General features: G+C 64.6%; 15 protein-coding genes. 9 read left to right on the top strand and 6 right to left on the bottom strand.

Annotated features, from left to right (window positions below; translation table 11 throughout):
- Positions 1-62 precede the first annotated feature (62 nt).
- On the bottom strand, positions 63-1478 hold the full coding sequence (locus ABID58_RS05570) for a CoA transferase (RefSeq protein ID WP_354031860.1): 1416 nt from the start codon (positions 1476-1478) through the stop codon (positions 63-65).
- Positions 1479-1531: 53 nt separating this feature from the next.
- Here ABID58_RS05570 and ABID58_RS05565 point away from each other — a divergent pair, with 53 nt between their 5' ends.
- Complete coding sequence (locus ABID58_RS05565) at positions 1532-1819, top strand: hypothetical protein (protein WP_148752069.1); 288 nt, start codon at positions 1532-1534, stop codon at positions 1817-1819.
- 156 nt (positions 1820-1975) lie between these two features.
- On the opposite strand, the gene ABID58_RS05560 is transcribed toward ABID58_RS05565, so the two are convergent.
- From ABID58_RS05560 to ABID58_RS05550, 3 genes are read right to left on the bottom strand one after another with little or no spacing between them, the layout of a single operon-like run.
- The gene (locus ABID58_RS05560; protein WP_354031859.1) at positions 1976-5356 is read right to left on the bottom strand and encodes an error-prone DNA polymerase; all 3381 of its coding nucleotides are present in this window, start codon (positions 5354-5356) and stop codon (positions 1976-1978) included.
- The gene (locus ABID58_RS05555) at positions 5353-6942 is read right to left on the bottom strand and encodes a Y-family DNA polymerase (protein WP_354031858.1); all 1590 of its coding nucleotides are present in this window, start codon (positions 6940-6942) and stop codon (positions 5353-5355) included. The genes ABID58_RS05560 and ABID58_RS05555 overlap by 4 nt, the downstream gene beginning before the upstream one ends.
- The gene (locus ABID58_RS05550; RefSeq protein WP_354031857.1) at positions 6842-7645 is read right to left on the bottom strand and encodes an ImuA family protein; all 804 of its coding nucleotides are present in this window, start codon (positions 7643-7645) and stop codon (positions 6842-6844) included. Before ABID58_RS05550 ends, ABID58_RS05555 begins: the two co-directional genes overlap by 101 nt.
- A 162-nt stretch (positions 7646-7807) precedes the next feature.
- Between ABID58_RS05550 and ABID58_RS05545 the strand changes: the two genes are divergently transcribed.
- The 3 genes from ABID58_RS05545 (at position 7808) to ABID58_RS05535 (ending at position 12207) form a co-directional block, all read left to right on the top strand.
- Positions 7808-9043, top strand: coding sequence for a putative DNA modification/repair radical SAM protein (locus ABID58_RS05545; protein WP_148752072.1), 1236 nt, complete (start codon positions 7808-7810; stop codon positions 9041-9043).
- On the top strand, positions 9043-10485 hold the full coding sequence (locus ABID58_RS05540; RefSeq protein WP_354031856.1) for a UdgX family uracil-DNA binding protein: 1443 nt from the start codon (positions 9043-9045) through the stop codon (positions 10483-10485). The genes ABID58_RS05545 and ABID58_RS05540 overlap by 1 nt, the downstream gene beginning before the upstream one ends.
- A 99-nt stretch (positions 10486-10584) precedes the next feature.
- Positions 10585-12207 (top strand): inorganic phosphate transporter, encoded by a 1623-nt coding sequence (locus ABID58_RS05535; protein ID WP_354031855.1) that lies wholly within the window; start codon positions 10585-10587, stop codon positions 12205-12207.
- 73 nt (positions 12208-12280) lie between these two features.
- Here the strand turns inward: ABID58_RS05535 and ABID58_RS05530 are convergent, their stop codons facing one another.
- Positions 12281-13453, bottom strand: a complete 1173-nt coding sequence (locus ABID58_RS05530; RefSeq protein WP_354031854.1) for a M20 aminoacylase family protein — start codon at positions 13451-13453, stop codon at positions 12281-12283.
- Positions 13454-13628: 175 nt separating this feature from the next.
- Between ABID58_RS05530 and ABID58_RS05525 the strand changes: the two genes are divergently transcribed.
- From ABID58_RS05525 to ABID58_RS05505, 5 genes are all read left to right on the top strand, one after another.
- Positions 13629-15248: a GMC family oxidoreductase gene (locus ABID58_RS05525; protein ID WP_354031853.1), complete on the top strand. Its 1620-nt coding sequence runs from the start codon at positions 13629-13631 to the stop codon at positions 15246-15248.
- A gap of 316 nt (positions 15249-15564) precedes the next feature.
- Positions 15565-16509 carry a metallophosphoesterase family protein gene (locus ABID58_RS05520; protein ID WP_354031852.1) on the top strand — a complete coding sequence of 315 codons (945 nt, stop codon included), beginning with the start codon at positions 15565-15567 and terminating at the stop codon, positions 16507-16509.
- A gap of 24 nt (positions 16510-16533) precedes the next feature.
- Entirely contained in the window at positions 16534-16872 is a 339-nt protein-coding gene (locus tag ABID58_RS05515; protein WP_148752078.1) for a cupredoxin domain-containing protein, read from the top strand.
- Between the two features lie 139 nt (positions 16873-17011).
- Positions 17012-17560 (top strand): sigma-70 family RNA polymerase sigma factor, encoded by a 549-nt coding sequence (locus tag ABID58_RS05510; protein ID WP_187434942.1) that lies wholly within the window; start codon positions 17012-17014, stop codon positions 17558-17560.
- The gene (locus ABID58_RS05505; RefSeq protein ID WP_354031851.1) at positions 17557-18321 is read left to right on the top strand and encodes an anti-sigma factor family protein; all 765 of its coding nucleotides are present in this window, start codon (positions 17557-17559) and stop codon (positions 18319-18321) included. The genes ABID58_RS05510 and ABID58_RS05505 overlap by 4 nt, the downstream gene beginning before the upstream one ends.
- Before the next feature lie 93 nt (positions 18322-18414).
- Here ABID58_RS05505 and hpnO read toward each other — a convergent pair whose 3' ends face one another.
- Positions 18415-19806, bottom strand: coding sequence for an aminobacteriohopanetriol synthase HpnO (hpnO, locus tag ABID58_RS05500; RefSeq protein ID WP_148752081.1), 1392 nt, complete (start codon positions 19804-19806; stop codon positions 18415-18417).
- Positions 19807-19845 lie beyond the last annotated feature (39 nt).

Genomic DNA, 19845 nt, shown 5'->3' with positions numbered 1-19845 from the left:
ACCTAAAAAACGCTGGGCGTCCTGCGGTTTGCGTTAAAATTTTGCGACGCGTCAGCTTCACGTCAGCTTCGCGCCGGCCATTGCGGCGGATGGCTGCCGAGCGCCATGGCCGGACGGCTCCATCGCGCCGGTGTCCGCGACAGCACCGCCGAATGGCGCACCGCCGTCAACATGCCGAAGCCAGATGACACTGTCTCCATGAACGTTGCATGTACAGCCTCACCCGTAAGATCCGGGGTGTTAAGACCACCTTCGAAACGGCCGAGATTCCAAAGCCAGCGTCCGGTCTGCGCCAGCGACACGCGCACGTGCCAGCTGCCGCCTTCACGCGCCTGGCGCGCCCTCGCCATCATCGCGCCGAATGCCATCAGATAGCCGGTGGCGTGGTCGAGCATCTGCGCCGGCAATTCCTTGGGACCGTTGATGCCGGCGGCCTTGCCTTCCGCGTCGTTGAAGCCGGTCGTGGTCTGCACCAGCGAATCGAAGCCGCGCCGCTCGGCCCATGGGCCGGCATGGCCGTAAGCCGACAGCGTGACGTAGACGATGCCGGGATTGATCTCCGCGGCCTGCTCCGGCGAAAAGCCGAGGGCTGCGAGCGCGCGCGGGCGATAGCCTTGCGAGAAGATGTCGGCCTCCTTCAACAGCGTGCGCAGCTGCGCCTGGCCCGCCTCGCTCTTCAGCTCGATGAAGGTGGTGAGCTTGCCGCGGCCGGTGTCGATGGTGAGCCAGGGAATGGCAGGCAGCTCCGGCCCTGAGACGAGCAACACGTCCGCACCGTGCGCGGCAAGCGTGCGGCCGGCGACGGGACCGGCGATGACGCGGGAGAGATCGAGCACGCGAAGACCCGAGAGCGGGCGATCGCCTTTGGGCCACGGCTCTTTAGACCAAGATTTTGGAGAGGCGTCGCCGATCTTCTCGATCGAGATCAGCGGCAATTGCGCGAGCGCACGTGCTTGCGGCAGCGCCGACCATTTATCGTAAGAGCGCATCAGAGCGACGACCCCGCCGGCGGCATAGGTCGCGGCTTCAAAATCCTCGCCCTTCCATTGCATCAGCGCGGCTTGCACCTTCTCGCGCTCGGGCACACAGCCAAGCACCTTGCAGACGGCGTCGCGGTGATGCCTGAAATTGGTGTGGCAGCGAACGAAGCGGCTATCGCCGGTCTTGTAGACGCCGGCGATGGCATCCCAGGCCGGTGGCGGCGGCTTGTCGTCGAGGCGCAGATAACGCTCGGAACGGCATTCGACGACGGCGTGACGCATGTCGACGGCGACATCCTGCGCCTCGCCGCCGCGCATCCGCCAGATTTCAGCAGCGGCAAGGCCGGCAGCGGCAATCGTCGTTTGTCCGGCAACGGCAACGCGAAACGAGGATGGGATCTGCGGCTCTTCGCCGGTCAGCCGTACGCGCGCGAGCGCAGCCTTGTCGCCGTCGGCGGAGGCCCAGATGTCGCTGAGAATGTCGGCAGGGCTTTGCATGACCGCTTCTCTCCCTTAGCTTTGCGACTTCCATTAGCACACAAAGGAATGCAATGGCTGCCATCGATCCCCTCACCGCGGGCGCCGTGTTCATCGCAACGGCGGCCACCGACGCAGTCTATGTGATGTTCACCTCGGCCGTGATCGCGCGCAAGCGCGTCCCGGCGGCGAACTGGAGCGCGGTCTGGTACCTGCTCTCCTCCTACGCCGTGATCAGCTACACCGAGAACGCCTTCTATGTCGCTTTCGCGGCGATGGGTTCCTGGGCCGGCGCCTACGCCTCGCTGACCTTCCTGCACCGCCCGCCCGGCGGCCCGCCGGTGGGAGCGGCGCCGGAGTGAGGGGCGTGCTGTTTCCGCCGTCGTTGCGAGCGAAGCGAAGCAATCCTCTATCCTCGTCATTGCGAGCGCAGCGAAGCAATCCAGAATCCCTCCGCGGAAAGACTGGATTGCTTCGCTACGCTCGCAATGACGGGTGTGGCGGCCCCCCACCACTCCTCAATGGAAATCCCGCGACGGCGGCAGGATGCGGACGTTGCGGGGGTGGCGGATTTTTTGCGCCGGCATGTCCGCGTGGTCGCGGCGGTCGTCATTGAGCGGCTCGATCAGGTCGGCGCCTGCCGGGACCGGATGCTTGCGGCTCAGGGCATCGTTGGCAAGACCGACCAGATCGTGCGAGCGGTCGATCATGCGCTGCGCGATCAGATGCGTCACCTTCTCGGGGCTGCTCTGGATATAGCCTTCGACCAGGATGAGGCGCGCGCCCATCACCTCCTTGCGGTACTGCTCCATGATCTTGGGCCACACCACGACATTGGCGATACCGGTTTCGTCCTCCAGCGTCATGAACACGACGCCACTGGCGCTGCCGGGCCGCTGCCGCACCAGCACCACGCCGGCGCAGCGGACGCGGCGCCGTTCGTTCTCATGGCTGATCTCCTTGCAGGCGACGATCCGCTCGCGCGAAAACGTCTCGCGCAGGAATTCCATCGGATGGCCTTTGAGTGACAACCGGATGGTCTGATAGTCGGCGACGACCTGTTCGGGACGCGGCATCACCGGCAACGGCTTGGCCTGCTCGTCCGGCTGCTCGCGCGCGGTGGCTGCCTCGAACAGCGGCAGCGCCACATCGTCGGGCAGCCGTCGCACCTGCCACAGTGCCTCGCGGCGGTCGAGCCCGAGCGAGCGGAATGCATCAGCATCCGCCAGCAGGATCAGCGCGCGCTTGGGCAGGCCGGTGTCGCGGGCAAAATCTTCGAGCGAGGTGAACCGTTGGCGGTCGCGAGCCTTGATGATGCGGTCGGCCCAGTCTTCCTGAGTGACATAGACCTTGCCCTGCCGCTTCGCTTGCTCCGCTTTGAGGAATTCCTCATCCGGATCGAGCCAGTGAAAGCCGTCGATCTGGCGGAAGCCGAGGCGAACGGCACAATATCTGTCGTCCGTGCTCTCCAGCGTGTTCTGCGCAAAGCTGTAGGACACGTCGATCTCGCGCACCTCGATGCCGTTCTTGCGGGCGTCGCCGACGATCTGCGCCGGCGCGTAAAAGCCCATCGGCTGCGAGTTCAGAAGCCCGCAGCAGAAGGCGTCGGGGTGATGATACTTCAGCCATGACGAGATATAGACGAGCTGGGCAAAGCTCGCGGCATGGCTCTCCGGGAAACCGTAGGAGCCGAAGCCCTTGATCTGGTCAAAACAGCTTCTGGCGAAGTTTGCATCATAGCCGCGCGCGACCATGTTGCCGATCAGCTTCTCCTCGTATTGGCCGATGGTGCCGACATTGCGAAAGGTCGCCATCGAGCGGCGCAGGCCATTGGCTTCTTCGGAGGTGAATTTCGCCGCCTCGATCGCAATACGCATCGCCTGTTCCTGGAACAGGGGCACGCCCTTCGTCTTGTGCAGCACCTTGTAGAGCTCGTCCGCGGGACCATGCTCGGGCGATGGCGAGGGATAGATCACCTTCTCCAGCCCGTTCCGCCGGCGCAGATATGGATGCACCATGTCGCCCTGGATCGGACCCGGGCGCACGATCGCGACCTCGATGACGAGATCGTAGAAGGTCCGCGGCTTCAGGCGCGGCAACATGTTCATCTGCGCGCGGCTCTCGACCTGGAACACGCCGAGCGACTCGCCAGCACACAGCATGTCGTAAACCTTGGGATCGTCCTGCGGAACGGTCGCCAGAACCCAGCGCTCGCCCTTATGCCGATCGATCAGATCAAAACACTTCCGGATGCAGGTCAGCATGCCCAGCGCGAGCACGTCGACCTTCATCATGTTGAGCGCGTCGACGTCGTCCTTGTCCCATTCGATGAAAGTACGGTCGTCCATCGCGGCGTTGCCGATCGGCACATAGGTGTCGAGCCGGTCCTGCGTCAGCACATAGCCGCCGACATGCTGGGAGAGATGACGCGGGAATTCGATCAGCTCGGTCGCAAGCTCGACCGCGAGATTGATCATGGGATTTTGCGGATCGAGCCCGGCCTGCCTGACCTGCATGTCGTTGAGACCCTTGCCCCAGCTGCCCCAGACGGTGTCGGCGAGCGCGGCCGTGACGTCCTCGGTCAGCCCCAGCGCCTTGCCGACATCGCGGATGGCGCTGCGCGGGCGGTAATGGATGACGGTGGCGATGATCGCGGCGCGGTGGCGGCCGTAGCGGCGATAGACATATTGCATCACCTCCTCGCGCCGCGAATGCTCGAAATCGACGTCGATATCCGGCGGCTCCAGCCGCTCCTTGGAGATGAAGCGCTCGAACAGCAGATCGACCTTGGTCGGATCGACCGAGGTGATGCCGAGCACGTAGCACACCGCCGAATTCGCCGCCGATCCCCGCCCCTGGCACAGGATGTTCTGGCTGCGCGCGTAATGGACGATGTCGTGCACGGTGAGAAAGTAATGCGCGTATTTCAGCTCGGCGATCAGCGCGAGCTCCTTGTGCAAGGTCGCGCGGAGCTTTGCGTCGACATTGTCGATCCCGCCAAAGTATTTATCGACGCCTGCCCAGGTCAGATCCTCCAGATGCCCCTGCGCGGTCTTGCCTGGCGGCACCGGCTCGTCCGGATATTGATATTTGAGCTGGTCGAGCGAGAAGTCGATCTTGTCGGCAAAGCGCATGGTCTCCGCAATCGCCTCGGGGAAATCGCGAAACAGCCGCGCCATTTCGCGCGGCGTCTTCAGAAAGCGCTCGGCGTTGGCTTCCAGCTTGCGTCCGACCGCCTCGATCGTGGTCTTTTCCCGGATGCAGGTCAGCACGTCCTGAAGCGGCCGGCGGCCGGGATCATGATAGAGCACCTCGTTGGTCGCGAGCAGCGGCACCCTTGCTTTGGCCGCGAGATCGTCGAGCCGCGCGAGACGGCGACGGTCGTCGCCGCGATAGACCAGGCTCGCGGCCAGCCACACGCCTTCGGCGCGGCTGGCCTCGAGCCTTGAAAGCACATCCAGCGCTTTCGCATCATCAAACCGATGCGGCAGCGTCAGCACCAGGAGCTGGCCTTCAGAAAACTCCAGAAGATCGGCAAAGCTGAGATGGCATTCGCCCTTCTCGATTCGCGTGATGTCGTCGCCACGCTTGCCTCTGGTGAGGAGTTGGCACAACCGGCCATAGGCGGCGCGGTCGCGCGGATAGACAAAAATGTCGGGCGTATCGTCGATGAAGACGATGCGCGCACCGATCAGGAGCTTTGGCTTGTGCAGCACCGTGTCATTGTCGAGCTCATTCCAGGCCCGTACCACGCCGGCCAGCGTGTTGTGATCGGCAATGCCGATCACGGGAATGCCGAGCTTGCTGGCCTGATGCACATAGGCGCGCGGATCCGAGCCGCCGCGCAGGAACGAGAAGTTTGTGGTGATGCCGATCTCGGCATAAGCTGATGTCGTCATGCGAAGAGACCGTGCACGTACCAGCCGGGAGAAGCGGGCTTGCCGTCGGCGTCGAACACCTCCCCCTCGTAAAGACCATCGCGAAAAATCCAGAAGCGCAGGCCCTCGGCATCCTCGATGCGGAAATAATCCCGCGTCAGCTGCTTGCCGTCCTGCCGCCACCATTCCATGGCGATGCGCTCAGGTCCTTCCACCCGCACCACCGCATGTTTTGCACGCCGCCAGGTGAATTGATGCGGCGGGCCATCAGGCACGGTCGCGAACGGCACTGTGACCGGCTCCGGCTTGTCGAACAGGCGCAAGGGGCGCAGCGGCGGCTCGCTCGCGGCACGCGCCGGCCATTCGGCCTGCATGGCGGCGGCGAGATGATGCTGCGCGGGCGCGGCCAGCACCGCACTTTCAGGGATATGGGTGTCCTGCGGCAGGTGCACGACGACGCGTTTTCCGCCGATACGCGCGGCGATGCGGTCGATCAGCGCGGCGAGCTCGTCATTGTCATGGACATTGGCATCGAGATCGCGCTGCTCCTGCACCACGATCTCGGTGCGGCTCGCCGACAGGCGCACCATGTCGAAGCCGAAGCCGGGATCGAGGGGATCGGCAAGCGCATCGAGCCGCTCGCGGAACAGCCGGTCTATGACGGCACTTCGCGTCACGGGACGCCCGGTCTCGACCATGATCGCGCGCACCACGCCGTCGGTGCGGAAGAACGCGGCCTCTAATCGGCGCGCGCCCTTGCCCTGCTTTTCCATGGAAGCGATCAGCGTATCGGCCAGCCGCGACAGCGTCATCGCGATCATGGTGTCGGTCGCGATCGGCTCGGCAAAGCGTTTTTCCACGATGTAGTCGGGCAGCGGTTTTCGCGGGCTGATCGGCGCATCGCCCTGCCCCAGCGCATGCGCGAGCAGCGTGGAGAACCGCGCGCCGAACCGCGCCGTGATTTCGCTCGGCGTGCGCAAGGCGACATCGCCGATCGTCTTCAGCCCGGCCCGGCGCAGGCCGGTGGTGATGGCCTCGTCCGCACCGAGCGCGGACACCGGAAACCGGTCGATCGCCGCCGCCTCCCCGCCATTGGCAACAATAACGCCAGGCGTCTGCCGCGTCAGCGTACGCGCGCAGACCGAGGTGCTGGCGATCGCGGCGCCGACGGCAAAGCCCTGGCGGGCCAGCGCACGGACCAGCGTCTGCAACAATGCAGCCTCGCCACCGAACAGATGCGCACAGCCGGTGATATCGAGGAACAGCCCGTGCGGCGGATCGAGCGCCACCAGCGGCGTGAAGCGGTCGCACCAGTCGGCGATATCGCTCAACGCCTTTGCATCGGCCACGACATCGGCGTCGAACACTTTCAGGTCCGGACACATCGCTCGCGCATTCGCCAGCGGCTGGCCGATGTACAGACCGAGCCGCTCGGCCGCCTCGTCCAGCGCATGGATCACCAGCGCATTGTTATCCTTGATGACGACAATGCTGGGCTCAGGATTATTACCCAACCCGCCGTTGAAGAACCGCTGGATCCGGTCGATGGGCAGGCGCGGCAGCCACAGGCTGAGAATACGCCGACGGTTCACTGAACTGGCACTCATCACACTTCCATTCCATGATCCACCGGCCACACGGGCCATGACGATTGCGCAACAGCTCGACATCGAAGCGCGGCGCGCCCCAGGCACTCCAAAGCGCCGCAGGCATTGAAGCCGCGCCCGGCGGCGAATGCGCCGCGCGCAGCATCCATCGTGTTTCCGCCGTCGAGGGCAGCGGCTGTGCCGCCATCCGCAACAAGAGGCCGGTGACGCCAGAGGATTGTGCGGCCAGCGTCAGCTTGCGGCTCGCCACGAGATCGAACTGCCTGGTCTCGCCCCAGAGCTCGAGCACGACGGCGCCGAGCGCATCGCAGGCGAGCGCATCGGCCGAGGTGCGCAGCGCGCTCTCCACGTCAGCCGCGCGCACCATCACCACGCGGCGCGGATCGAGGCCGAGCTCGGCGAGCCCGCACATCGACAACGCGCCGGTTTCAAGTTCCGAGAAATCCTGCCGCACCCACAGCAGCGGCCGACGCACCGTGACGCGGCCCGCAAGCCCGGTGATAAAGCCCGTCGCGGCCGCGCCCTGACGCCCCTCGCAAAACACCTCGTGGATCGCCGCGCGTGCGAGCCCGCCTTTCAAGGCGTGGTCGACCTCGCCGTGGCCGAGCGCGACGCGGTCGTGATGATGCACGACCTCCGCCGTCTCGATCCGTTCGATCTGGCTGCGCAAGGTCGCAAGCGCGCTCATGCGTGCGCCGCTCATGCTCGCCGCTCCTTCAGAGGTGATTGCCGATGACTCTCAAAAAGAGAACCAGCGGCTGGCTCATTTGTTCATGGTATGTTCTAATATAAAGCTAACGGCGCGCGAAGAGTCAATCGAATTGCGCTCGATCAGATTCATGAGCTGAATCAAAGGGATTCCGGGATGGACGTACAACGCAAGCTGGAGATCCTGGCGGATGCAGCCAAGTACGACGCCTCCTGTGCCTCCAGCGGCACCGAAAAGCGGGATTCCAGCGACGGCAAGGGCATGGGCTCGACCGCGCCGGGCATGGGCATCTGCCATTCCTACGCGCCGGACGGACGTTGCATCTCGCTGCTCAAGGTGCTGCTCACCAACGCCTGCAATTACGACTGTCTCTATTGCGTCAACCGCGCTTCCTCCAACGTGCCGCGCGCTCGCTTCACCATCGACGAGGTGGTCAAGCTGACGCTGGACTTCTACCGGCGCAATTACATCGAAGGACTGTTTCTCTCCTCCGGCATCATTCGCAGTCCCGACTACACCATGGAGCAGGTGGTCAGCGTCGCGCGAAAACTGCGCGAGGAGCATCACTTCCGCGGCTACATCCATCTCAAGACCATTCCGGAGGCCGACGACGCGCTGATCGCGGAAGCCGGCAGATATGCCGATCGTCTCTCCATCAATATCGAGATGCCTGAGGAGACCAGCCTGCAACAATTCGCGCCCGAGAAGGACGTGCGTGCGATCCGCCGCACCATGGGCCGGCTGCGGCTGAAACTGGACGAAGCCGAGGACAACCGCAGCACCAAGACGAAGGCCAAGCCGCAGCGCTTCGCGCCGGCAGGACAAAGCACGCAGATGATCGTCGGCGCAGATGGCGCGAACGATCACACCATTCTCCACACCAGCGCCAATCTCTACGGCTCATACCGGCTGCGGCGCGTCTATTACTCCGCCTTCAGCCCGATCCCCGACGCCAGCCGCGCGTTGCCTCTGGTACAGCCGCCGTTGTTGCGCGAGCACCGGCTCTACCAGGCCGACTGGCTGATGCGCTTCTACGGTTTTGACGTCGGCGAGATCGTCGACGACAGCGCGATGCTGCCGCTCGACATCGATCCAAAGCTAGCCTGGGCGCTGCGCCACCGCGACCGCTTTCCGCTCGACATCAATCGCGCCAGCCGCGAGGAGCTGTTGCGCGTACCGGGCTTCGGCACCAAGGCGGTCGAGCGCATCATCGCCACACGGCGCACCACCACGATCCGTCTCTCCGATCTCGCGCGGCTGCACGTGCCCCGCAACAAGGTGCTGCCGTTCATCGTGCTCAGCGATCACCGGCCCGCGCCGCACCGCCTCGACGAGGCGCGGCTGATCGAACGGTTCAAGCCGAAAGCAACGCAACTGGGGTTTGGCTTCTGATGCAGTACATCATTCTCGACACCGAAACCGATTTCGAAAGCTGGCGCAAAGCCGCCCGCACGCTCGTGCTTCATCATGTGAAGCCCACCGAAGTCACATGGGCCGTGCAAGGCGGCGGAGCCGAATTGTTCGCACCGCCCGCGCCATCTCCGATGCTCGAGGTGAACGACGGCACCTTCAGCGTGTCGGCAAAATTCGTCGAGCTCGCCCAGACCGCCATCCTGCATCGCGATCCGCAGCGCTTTGCGATCCTCTATCGCCTGCTCTGGCGACTGAAGGACAATCACGATCTCATCGAGGTCGCGACCGATCCTGACATCGCGTTAGCTACGGCGATGGCAAGAGCGGTCCATCGCGACGAGCACAAGATGCACGCCTTCGTGCGCTTCCGCGAGATCGGCCGTGAACGTGCCGCGCATTACGTCGCCTGGTTCGAGCCGGAGCATTATATCGTCGAGCTCGCCGCGCCGTTCTTCGCCAGACGCTTTGCCGATATGCCCTGGTCAATCCTGACGCCCGATCTCTGCGCGCATTGGGACGGCCACGCGCTTTCGTTCACGCCGGGCGTGAGCAAGAGCGAGGCGCCGGGCGAAGACCGGCTGGAGGAAACCTGGCGGCGCTACTACGCCAGCATCTTTAACCCGGCGCGGTTGAAGGTGAAGGCGATGCAGACGGAGATGCCGAAGAAATACTGGAGGAACCTGCCCGAGGCCTCGATCATTAAGCCTCTGATCGAGGACGCCGAACGCATGACCGGCGCCATGATCGCCAACGCTGCATCCGATCCGCACAAGCCTCAGAAACGGCCGGAGGCTCCGATGACACGTAAGACTGTCACCAACGATCTCGAGGCGCTTCGCGAGGAAGCTGCCCATTGCCGCGCCTGCCCGCTCTACAAGGACGCGACGCAGACCGTGTTCGGCGAGGGACCGCAGAACTCCACCATCATGCTGGTCGGCGAGCAGCCCGGCGACAAGGAAGACCTCGCCGGCCACCCCTTCGTCGGCCCGGCCGGCCAGATGCTCGACCGCGCGCTCGCGGAAGCCGGCGTCGATCGCAAGAAGGTCTATGTCACCAACGCGGTGAAGCACTTCAAATTTGTGCCGCGCGGAAAGATCCGCCTGCACCAGAAGCCTGCGACGCCGGAGATCAAAGCTTGCCGGCAATGGTATGAGCGGGAAGTTTCGGCAATCCAGCCCGATCTCATCGTGGCGATGGGCGCCACCGCCGCACAAAGCGTGTTCGGCAAGATCACGCCCATCGGCAAGAACCGCGGCCGGCTCATAGACCTCCCCGACGGACGCAAGGCTCTGGTGACGGTGCATCCGTCCTATCTGCTGCGGCTACCCGATCCGGAAGCGAAGGTGCTGGAATATCAGCGCTTTGTCGAAGACCTCACGATTGCTGCCAGCTTGCAGAAGAAGTCCGCGCACGCCGCCTGAGCGTGGATAAATTCCATCATTTCAACTGCCTGTCCGCCATTTCAACCGCCTGTCACATGCCGCGCGCAAAATCGGGGCCTTGGGACAGGAGATTTTCCAATGAGTGACGTTGCTTTGCCAGGCTCCATCGAGCCGGCCTTGAGTAAGGGGCCAGACCTTAATCGCGGATTCCATCCGCTCACCGGCGTAATCTATATGGGAGTGATCGCCGCCGCACTGCTCTTCGTCGCCTACAGCATCTGGGTCGACGTCGACGCTGCCGGCGCGCAGGTCAAGACCTTTGCTCCCTTCCTCCTGCTGTTCGTCGCGCTTCTGATCGCACTCGGCTTCGAGTTCGTGAACGGATTCCACGACACTGCCAACGCGGTCGCGACCGTGATCTACACCCGCTCGCTGCCCGCCCACGTCGCCGTGGTGTGGTCCGGCATGTTCAACCTGTTCGGCGTGCTGCTGTCCTCGGGCGCAGTCGCGTTCGGCATCGTCTCGCTGCTGCCGGTCGAACTGATCCTCCAGGTCGGCTCCAGCGCCGGCTTTGCGATGGTGTTCGCGCTGTTGATCTCCGCCATCATCTGGAATGTCGGCACCTGGTATTTCGGCCTGCCGGCCTCGAGCTCGCACACCCTGATCGGCTCGATCATGGGCGTCGGCATCATGAACGCGCTCCTGCACGGCCGCAGCGGCACCTCGGGCGTCGACTGGTCCCAGGCCACCAATATCGGCAAGGCGCTGCTGCTGTCGCCGCTGTTCGGCTTCGCGCTGGCCGCGGGCCTGCTGCTGATCCTGCGCTCCGCGCTGCTGCGCGCCACGCCCGCTCTGTTCGGCGAGCCGAAGGGCGACCAGCCGCCGCCGCTGTGGATCCGCGGCATCCTGATCCTCACCTGCACGCTGGTGAGCTTCTTCCACGGCTCCAATGACGGTCAGAAGGGCATGGGCCTGATCATGCTGATCCTGATCGGCACCGTGCCAACCGCCTACGCGCTCAACCGCGCGCTGCCGGAGAGCCAGATCGCCGCGTTCAGCCAGAACTCGGACGCCGCCAGCAAGATCATCGAAGGCAAGGCCGCCGGCTACAGCGTGATCGGCAATCCGCGGCCCGCCGTGACCAACTATGTCGCGCAGCATGAGGTCAACGGCGGCACGTTCCCGTCGCTCGCCGTGCTCGTGCGCGACATCGCCAAGCAGGTGACCACCTACGGCTCGCTCGCCAAGGTGCCGGCCGACCTCGTCGGCAACACCCGCAACGACATGTACCTCGTCTCGGAAGCACTGCGATTCCTGATGAAGGACAAGGAAGCCGAGCTCAGCACCGGCGACGTCGCCGTGCTCAACGCCTACAAGGGCTCGCTCGACAGCGCCACGAAGTTCATCCCCGGCTGGGTGAAGATCGCGGTCGCCATCGCGCTTGGCCTCGGCACCATGGTCGGCTGGAAGCGCATCGTCGTGACCGTCGGCGAGAAGATCGGCAAGACGCATCTGACCTACGCGCAAGGTGCCTGCGCCGAGATCACGGCGGCCGCCACCATCGCCGCGGCCGACATCTACGGCCTGCCAGTCTCGACCACCCACGTGCTGTCATCCGGCATCGCCGGCACCATGGCCGCCAACGGCTCCGGCCTGCAATGGTCCACGATCCGCAACATCGCCATGGCCTGGATTTTGACCCTGCCGGCCGCGATGATCATCTCGGGCACGTTGTACTATCTGTTCTCTCACCTCTTCTGAGAGACCATCGCTTACTAACGTCAAAGGGCCCGTGCGATGCACGGGCCCTTTTCATTTCTGCCGGCGTCTTGGCTTACGACGCCGCGAGCTGTTCCTCGACCAGCTTGACCCAGTAGGAGGTACCGAACACGATCGCCTCGTCGTTGAAATTGTAGGCAGGGTGATGCAGGCCCGCGCTGTCGCCGTTGCCGCAGAAGATGAACGCGCCGGGGCGCGCTTCCAGCATGTAGGCAAAGTCCTCGCCGCCCATCAGCGGCGACATCTCGAGCACATTGGCATCGCCCGCGACCTGCTTGGCAATGCGCGACGCCACCTCGGTCTCCGCGACGTGATTGTTCACCACGGGATAATTGCGCTTGTAGTGCAGATCGATCTTGGCGCCGGTGATCTGGGCGACGCCCGCCACGACTTCGCGCACGCGCTTCTCGACCAGCTTGCGCACGTCCGGCGTCAGCGTGCGGATGGTGCCCCGCAGAATAGCGGTTTGCGGGATGACGTTGCGGGCATTGCCGGCGTGGAATTCGCAGATCGAGATCACGGCCGATTCCAAGGGATCGACGCTGCGCGCGACGATCGACTGCAACGCCGTGATCAGCTGTGCACCGACCAGAACGGAATCCACGCATTTGTGCGGACGTGCGGCATGGCCGCCGAGACCCTCGATCATGAGGTCGACCTCGTCGGTCGCCGCCATGATCGGGCCCGGCCGGATCGCGAACGAGCCGATCGGAATGCCGGGGCCGTTGTGCATGCCGTAGACCTGCTCGATGCCGAAGCGCTCCATCATGCCGTCCTTCACCATGGCCGCGCCACCGGCGCCGCCTTCCTCGGCCGGCTGGAAGATCACGACGGCATCGCCGGCGAAGTTGCGGGTCTCGGCGAGATAGCGTGCGGCGCCGAGCAGCATCGCGGTGTGGCCGTCATGGCCGCAGGCGTGCATCTTGCCCGGAATCTTGGAGGCGTAAGGCAGGTTGGTCTGCTCATCGACAGGCAGCGCGTCCATGTCGGCCCGCATGCCGATCACCTTGAGCCCCTCGCCGGCCGGCTTGTTGCCCTTGATCACGCCCACCACGCCGGTCTGGCCGATGCCGGTCACGACCTCGTCGCAACCGAACTCGCGCAGGCGATCCGCGACGAATGCTGCGGTGCGGTGGACGTCATACAGCAGCTCGGGGTGCTGGTGGATGTCCCGCCGCCAGGCCTGGATATCGGATTGAAGGTCAGCGACGCGGTTCACGATGGGCATGGAGGATCTCGAGCTTTGTTGAAAATGCAGGCCTGTCTACCATGCAAGCACCAGTCCACCCAACCGTCAGGGATCGGGGCCTGGCCCTGCCCGCCCGGCATGGCCGGACTTGTCCCGGTCGTCTCCGTCTGCCTATTAGGATGGAACGTTTAGAGACCATCCGGGTGGAAGCAGAATGCCAAGGCGGCTCGAAGGTGAGTTTGACTACATTGTCGTGGGCGCCGGCACGGCCGGCTGCATCCTGGCCAACCGGCTGTCGGCCGAGCTCAAGAACCGCGTCCTCATTCTCGAGGCCGGCGGCGACGACAACTGGATCTGGTTCCACATTCCGGTCGGCTATCTCTTCGCGATCGGCAATCCGCGCTCGGACTGGATGTTCAAGACCGAGGCCGAGCCGGGCCTGAACGGCCGCGCGCTCGCCTATCCCCGCGGCAAGGTGATCGGCGGCTCCTCGGCGATCAATGCCATGATCTCGATGCGCGGACAGGCCGCCGATTACGATCACTGGCGCCAGTTCGGCATGACCGGCTGGGGCTATGACGACGTGCTGCCGCTGTTCAGACGGCTCGAGGATCATTTCCTGGGCGCAAGCGAGCATCACGGCACCGGCGGGGGCTGGCGCATCGAGGCGCCGCGGCTGTCCTGGGACGTTCTCGATGCGGTTGGTGATGCCGCCGAGGAAATGGGCATCAAGCGCATCCCGGATTTCAACACCGGCGACAACGAAGGCACGAGCTATTTCCACGTCAACCAGAAGCGCGGCCGGCGCTGGTCGTCGGCGCGCGGCTTCCTCAAGCCGGCGCTGAACCGGCCGAACCTGCGGCTCGAGAAGAATGTGCTGGTCGACCGTCTCATCATCGAGCAGGGCCGCGCCGTCGGCGTGCGCTTCATCCAGAACGGCGAGACCATCGAGGCGCGCGCAAAGCGCGAGGTGGTCCTGTCGGCCGGCGCGATCGGCTCGGTGCAGGTGCTGCATCGCTCCGGTATCGGGCCCTCCGACTGGCTGTCGCCGCTCGGCATCGACATCGTGATGGACAAGCCCGGCGTGGGGCGCAATCTGCAGGACCATCTGCAGCAGCGCGCGATCTACAAGGTCGAGGGCGTGCGGACGCTGAACGAGACCTATTACAATCTGATCCGCCGCGGCCTGATGGGCCTCGACTATGCCTTCCGCCGCCGCGGTCCGCTGACCATGGCGCCGTCGCAGCTCGGCATCTTCACGCGTTCCGATGCGACACGCGCGCGCGCCAACATCCAGTTCCACGTGCAGCCGCTGTCGCTCGACAAGTTCGGCGATCCCCTGCACCGCTTCCCGGCGATCACGGTGAGCGCCTGCAATCTCCAGCCGACCTCGCGCGGCACCGTGCGCCTGCGCTCGGCGACGCCGGACGAAAAGCCGATCATCGCGCCGAACTATCTGTCGACCGATGACGACCGCCAGGTCGGCGCCGATGCCATCCGCACCACGCGCCGCCTGATGCAGCAGAAGGCGCTGGCCAAATATCGCCCGCGCGAATATCTGCCCGGCCCCACCGTCGGCGACGACGATGCCTCGCTGGCAAAAGCCGCCGGCGATATCGGCACCACCATCTTCCATCCCGTCGGCACGGCGAAAATGGGCGCGGCGAGCGATCCCATGGCCGTGGTCGACGAGCGCCTGCGGTTCTATGGCCTCAGCGGTCTTCGCGTCGTCGACGCCTCGATCATGCCGACGATCACCTCGGGCAATACCAACACGCCGACCGCGATGATCGCCGAGAAGGGCGCTGCGATGATCCTGGAGGATGCGAAGTAGCGTCCAATCACCATGATCAGTCAGCGCTTTTCCCTCGGTCCCACCGGCTCGGAGATCGCCACGTTGCAATCGGGCGAGATCGGCAATCCGCCTGCCCTCGTGCTGCGGGCGGTCCGGGAATTTTCGGCGTAGATCCCCGTTCATGTTCCCTGGCGCAGCGTAGCAAATTGCGCGCTGTCGAGCCGCCAACAGGCGCTGCGCTGCATCCGGCCTACGTGATCCCACCTCACGAAATCGTCATCGCCCCCCGCGAATAAACCGCCCCCTCCCCCAATCACCTCCACGAAGCCCAATTCCGGGCCAAGGGAGACGTGCGATGAGCGGACACGATCACGGCGAAGACGGCGTCAGCCGCCGCAAGGTGCTGGAGTGCATGACGTGGGCAGGCACCGGGGTGCTCTGGACCATCACGGGCGGCGTCCCGCGGTCGCTTGGCATTATCGATTCAGCCGAGGCCGCAACCGCCGCCGCGCCCGGCATGACCTTCCTCCAGATCAGCGACAGCCATGTCGGCTTCGACAAGCCGGCCAACCCCAATGCGCTGGGCACGCTGGAGGAAGCCGTCAACAAGATCAATGCGATGCCGCTCAAGCCGTCTTTCATGATCCACACCGGCGACATCACTCATCTGTCGAAAGCCTCCGAGTTCGACAACGCCGATCGCATCATCTCGCAGTCCAAGCTGGACGTGCACTACGTGCCGGGCGAGCATGACTTCCTCGACGAAGAGGTGAAGTTCTATCGCGAGCGCTACGGCCGCGGCACCAAGGGCCAGGGCTGGTACTCCTTCGACGCCGGCGGCGTGCACTTCGTCGGCCTCGTCAACGTCGTCGACCTCAAGGGCGGCGGCCTCGGCAATCTCGGCGCCGAGCAGCTTGCCTGGCTCGAGGACGATCTTCGGGGCAAGTCGAAATCCACGCCGGTCGTTTTGTTCGCGCACATCCCGCTCTGGACCGTCTATCCGGAATGGGGCTGGGGCACCGAGGACGGCGGCCGCGCACTCGAATACGTCAAGGGTTTCGGCTCGGTCACCGTGCTGAACGGGCACATCCACCAGGTGATGCAGAAGGTCGAGGGCAACGTCACATTCCACACCGCGCGTTCGACCGCGTTCCCGCAGCCGGCGCCGGGTACCGCCGCCTCGCCCGGACCGATGAAGGTCGAGGACGCCAAGCTCCGTTCGATGCTCGGGGTCGCCAGCATCAACTTCAAGCAGAACGAGCAGCGGCTCGCGATCATCGATACGCCGCTGCAGGGTTGATCCAGGGCTGAACGGAAGCTGACAATGAAGACACTCAACCGCCGCGACTTCGGGGTCGACCTCGGTCTCACTTTGGCCGCGGCCATCCTGCTACCCGCCACAATCGCCCGCGCCGACGACAACCTGGAGGTACATATCGACAATTTCGTCTTCCAGCCGCCGGAGCTCAAGATCAAGGTCGGCACGACCGTGACCTGGACCAACCGGGACGACATCCCCCACACCGTGGTGTCGGCCGGCAAGTTCAGGTCCAAGACCCTGGACACCGACGACAAGTTCGCGTTCACCTTCACCAATGCGGGCGACTACAAGTATTTTTGTTCGTTGCACCCGCACATGACCGGGATGATCAAGGTTGAGTAACGTCTCCAACCAAGGCATCTCTGTCTTGCCCGGCCGGTGGTCCCACGCCGGCCGGGCTCGCGTGCCTTCGGTCAGGCCCAACAACGACGCGAAGCTCGCAACGACATACGAAACGCAGCAAGAGGCAAAGCGAGAGGCGATGCCCGTCAGCGACGATTTCCAGAAGGCGCAGCGCTTCCGCGAGGCGGCGCTCCCTTATCTCGACGACGTCTACACGCTCGCACGCTACCTGCTGCGCGACGCCTCCGACGCGGAGGACGCGGTGCAGGAATGCTATTTGCGCGCGCTGAAGCACTTCGACAGCTATCGCGGCCCGGCGATGAAGCCGTGGCTGTTCGCGATCCTGCGCAATGTCTGCAACGCCGAATATGCCAGACGCGCGCACTCGCACGCCGCGATCGAGGACACGCCCGGCGCCGCCGACCAGACGCCGATGTGGCAGGAGAGCGAGGCGAGCCCGGAGACCGAGGTGCTGCGCAGCCGCGACGCCGGCGCCATCCGCAAGATGATCGACGCGCTTGCCGAGCCATTCAAGGAAACCTTCGTGCTGCGGGAGATCAGCAACCTGTCCTATCGTGAAATTGCCGAAGCCGTCGGTGCCCCGGTCGGCACCGTGATGTCCCGCCTCGCCCGCGCCCGCGCCATGCTGCGCGCGGCCTGGACGGCGGAAGAGGAGCACTCGAAATGACCTGCGACGAAGCACAAATCCTGCTTCACGCGCTGCTCGACAACGAGCTCGATGCCGGCCATGCGCGCGAGGTCGAAGCCCATATCGCAAGCTGCCCGGCCTGCACGGCCGAGCTTGCGGCACAGCGCGAGATGAAGCGCGTGCTGGCCGACACCAAGCTGCGCTATACCGCGCCCGCTGGCTTGCGTGCCCGTATCGAGGCGTCGATGCCGCAAGCGCGGCCGCAGCCGAACCGGCGTTCCGTGCTGCGCGGTTTTGCGATGGGTTCGGCAGTCTCGGCGCTCGCCGCCTCCGGCGTCGTCGCCGTGGTGCTGCGCCAGGACGACCAGCAGCGCATTCTCTCGGAGGTCGTCTCCGCACATCTGCGCTCGCTCCAGGCCGGCCACCTCATCGACGTGGTCTCGACTGATCAGCACACGGTCAAGCCCTGGTTCAACGGCAAGCTCGATGTCGCCCCGCCCGTGATCGACCTCACCGCGCAAGGCTTTACCCTGGTCGGCGGCCGGCTCGACTATGTCGATGCGCGCGCGATCGGTGCCGTGGTCTACCGGCGCCGGCAGCACATCATCAATTTGTTCGTGTCGCAGACCGCGAGCACCGAGCACCGGCCGCCGAAGACGCAGACCATGCAGGGCTTCAACTGCCGCCGCTGGGGCGAGCGCGGCCTGAACTTCTGGGCCGTCAGCGATATCGGCGGCGACGAGCTCACCGAATTCGTCGACAAGTTCGAGGCGGCGATGAAGGCGAATGTGGAGGGGTAGACGTCTCCACCGTCATTGCGAGCGGAGCGAAGCAATCCAGATCGTCTCCGCGGAGGGACTCTGGATTGCTTCGCTTCGCTCGCAATGACGAGATCAGGCCGACCTTCGCACCGCGTTGTCGACCAGCGTCTTGCCGAGCGACCAGATCGCGCCGGGGACCTTGTGGCTGCCGGCGATGACCTCGTCGAAGGCGCGCTCGATCCAGCTGCAGTCTTCTTCGGTGATGGTGAGCGGCGGCAGCAGCTTGATGGTGTGGCTGCCGTGACCGGCGACCTGCGTCAGGATCTTGTGATCCTTGAACAGCGGCACGGTGATGAGCTGGCAGAACAGGCCCTTGTTGGCGGCCTCCAGCACGTTCCAGGACGCCCGCAGCCGCAGCGATTTCGGCGGCCCGAACTCGATGCCGATCATCAGGCCCTTGCCGCGCACTTCCTTCAAGAGCTCGTAGCCGGGCACCATCCGGGTGAGCGCGAGGCGAAGCTCGGCGCCGCGCTTGGCGGCGGACTCGATCAGCTTCTCCGATTCCATCACGTCGAGCGTGGCAATGCCGGCGGCCATCGCGAGATCGTTCTTGGAGAAAGTCGAACCGTGCACCACCGCGCGGTCCATCTGGTTGAAGATCTTGTCGAAGATGCTCTTGCGCGTCAGCACGGCGCCGACCGGCACGTGGCCGCCCGAGAGCGACTTCGACAGCAGCACCATGTCGGGCTCGACGTTCCAGTGCTCGACCGCGAGGAAGCGGCCGGTGCGGCCCATGCCGGTCTGAATCTCGTCGGCAACGAACAGCGTGCCGTACTTCTTGCAGAGCGCGGCCGCGCCCGGCAGGAACTCGTCGGAGGGCATGTTGACGCCCTTGCCCTGGATCGGCTCGACCACGAAGGCCGCGACCTCGCGCGAGGCCAGCGCCTTTTCGAGCGCGGCAAGATCGTTGAACGGAACTGAGGTGCAGCCCGGTAGCAGCGGCTCGAAGCCGGTGCGGAAGTTCGAATCACCGGTCAGCGACAGTGCGCCATAAGTCAGGCCGTGATAGCCGTGGGCGCAGTAGACGATGCCGGGGCGGCCGGTGGCGCCACGCGCGAACTTGATCGCCGCCTCGACGCATTCGGCGCCGGAATTGGCGAAGAACACCTTGTCGAGATACGGAACGTATTTCAAAAGCCGCTCGGCGAGCACGCCCGCGAGCACCGAGACGTCGAACTGGACGAGATTGGGCAGATCGGCGTCGAGCACGCTTTTCAGCGCATCGCGCATCACCGGATGATTGCGCCCGATTGCGAACACGCCAAAGCCGGACAAGAGGTCGAGATAACGCGCCCCCTCGCGATCGAAGAGGTATTGTCCCTGCCCCTTCTGGAAGCCGACGTCGTAGCCGATGGTCTTGAGAACCCGGACGAACTGCTCGTTCAGGTACCGATTATGCAGGGTGCTGCGCTGGGCCTGACGGTCCGCGAACAACTGGGACATGTCTGGATTTGGACTGTTCATCCGCTACATACTTCGGTTGAGGGCCGCTTCGTCAACTGA

This window comes from Bradyrhizobium sp. S3.2.6 (assembly GCF_040546885.1).
Taxonomy (GTDB): domain Bacteria; phylum Pseudomonadota; class Alphaproteobacteria; order Rhizobiales; family Xanthobacteraceae; genus Bradyrhizobium; species Bradyrhizobium cytisi.
The sequence above is the reverse complement of the archived record's forward strand: the minus strand, read 5'-3'. Positions and strand labels throughout refer to the sequence as shown.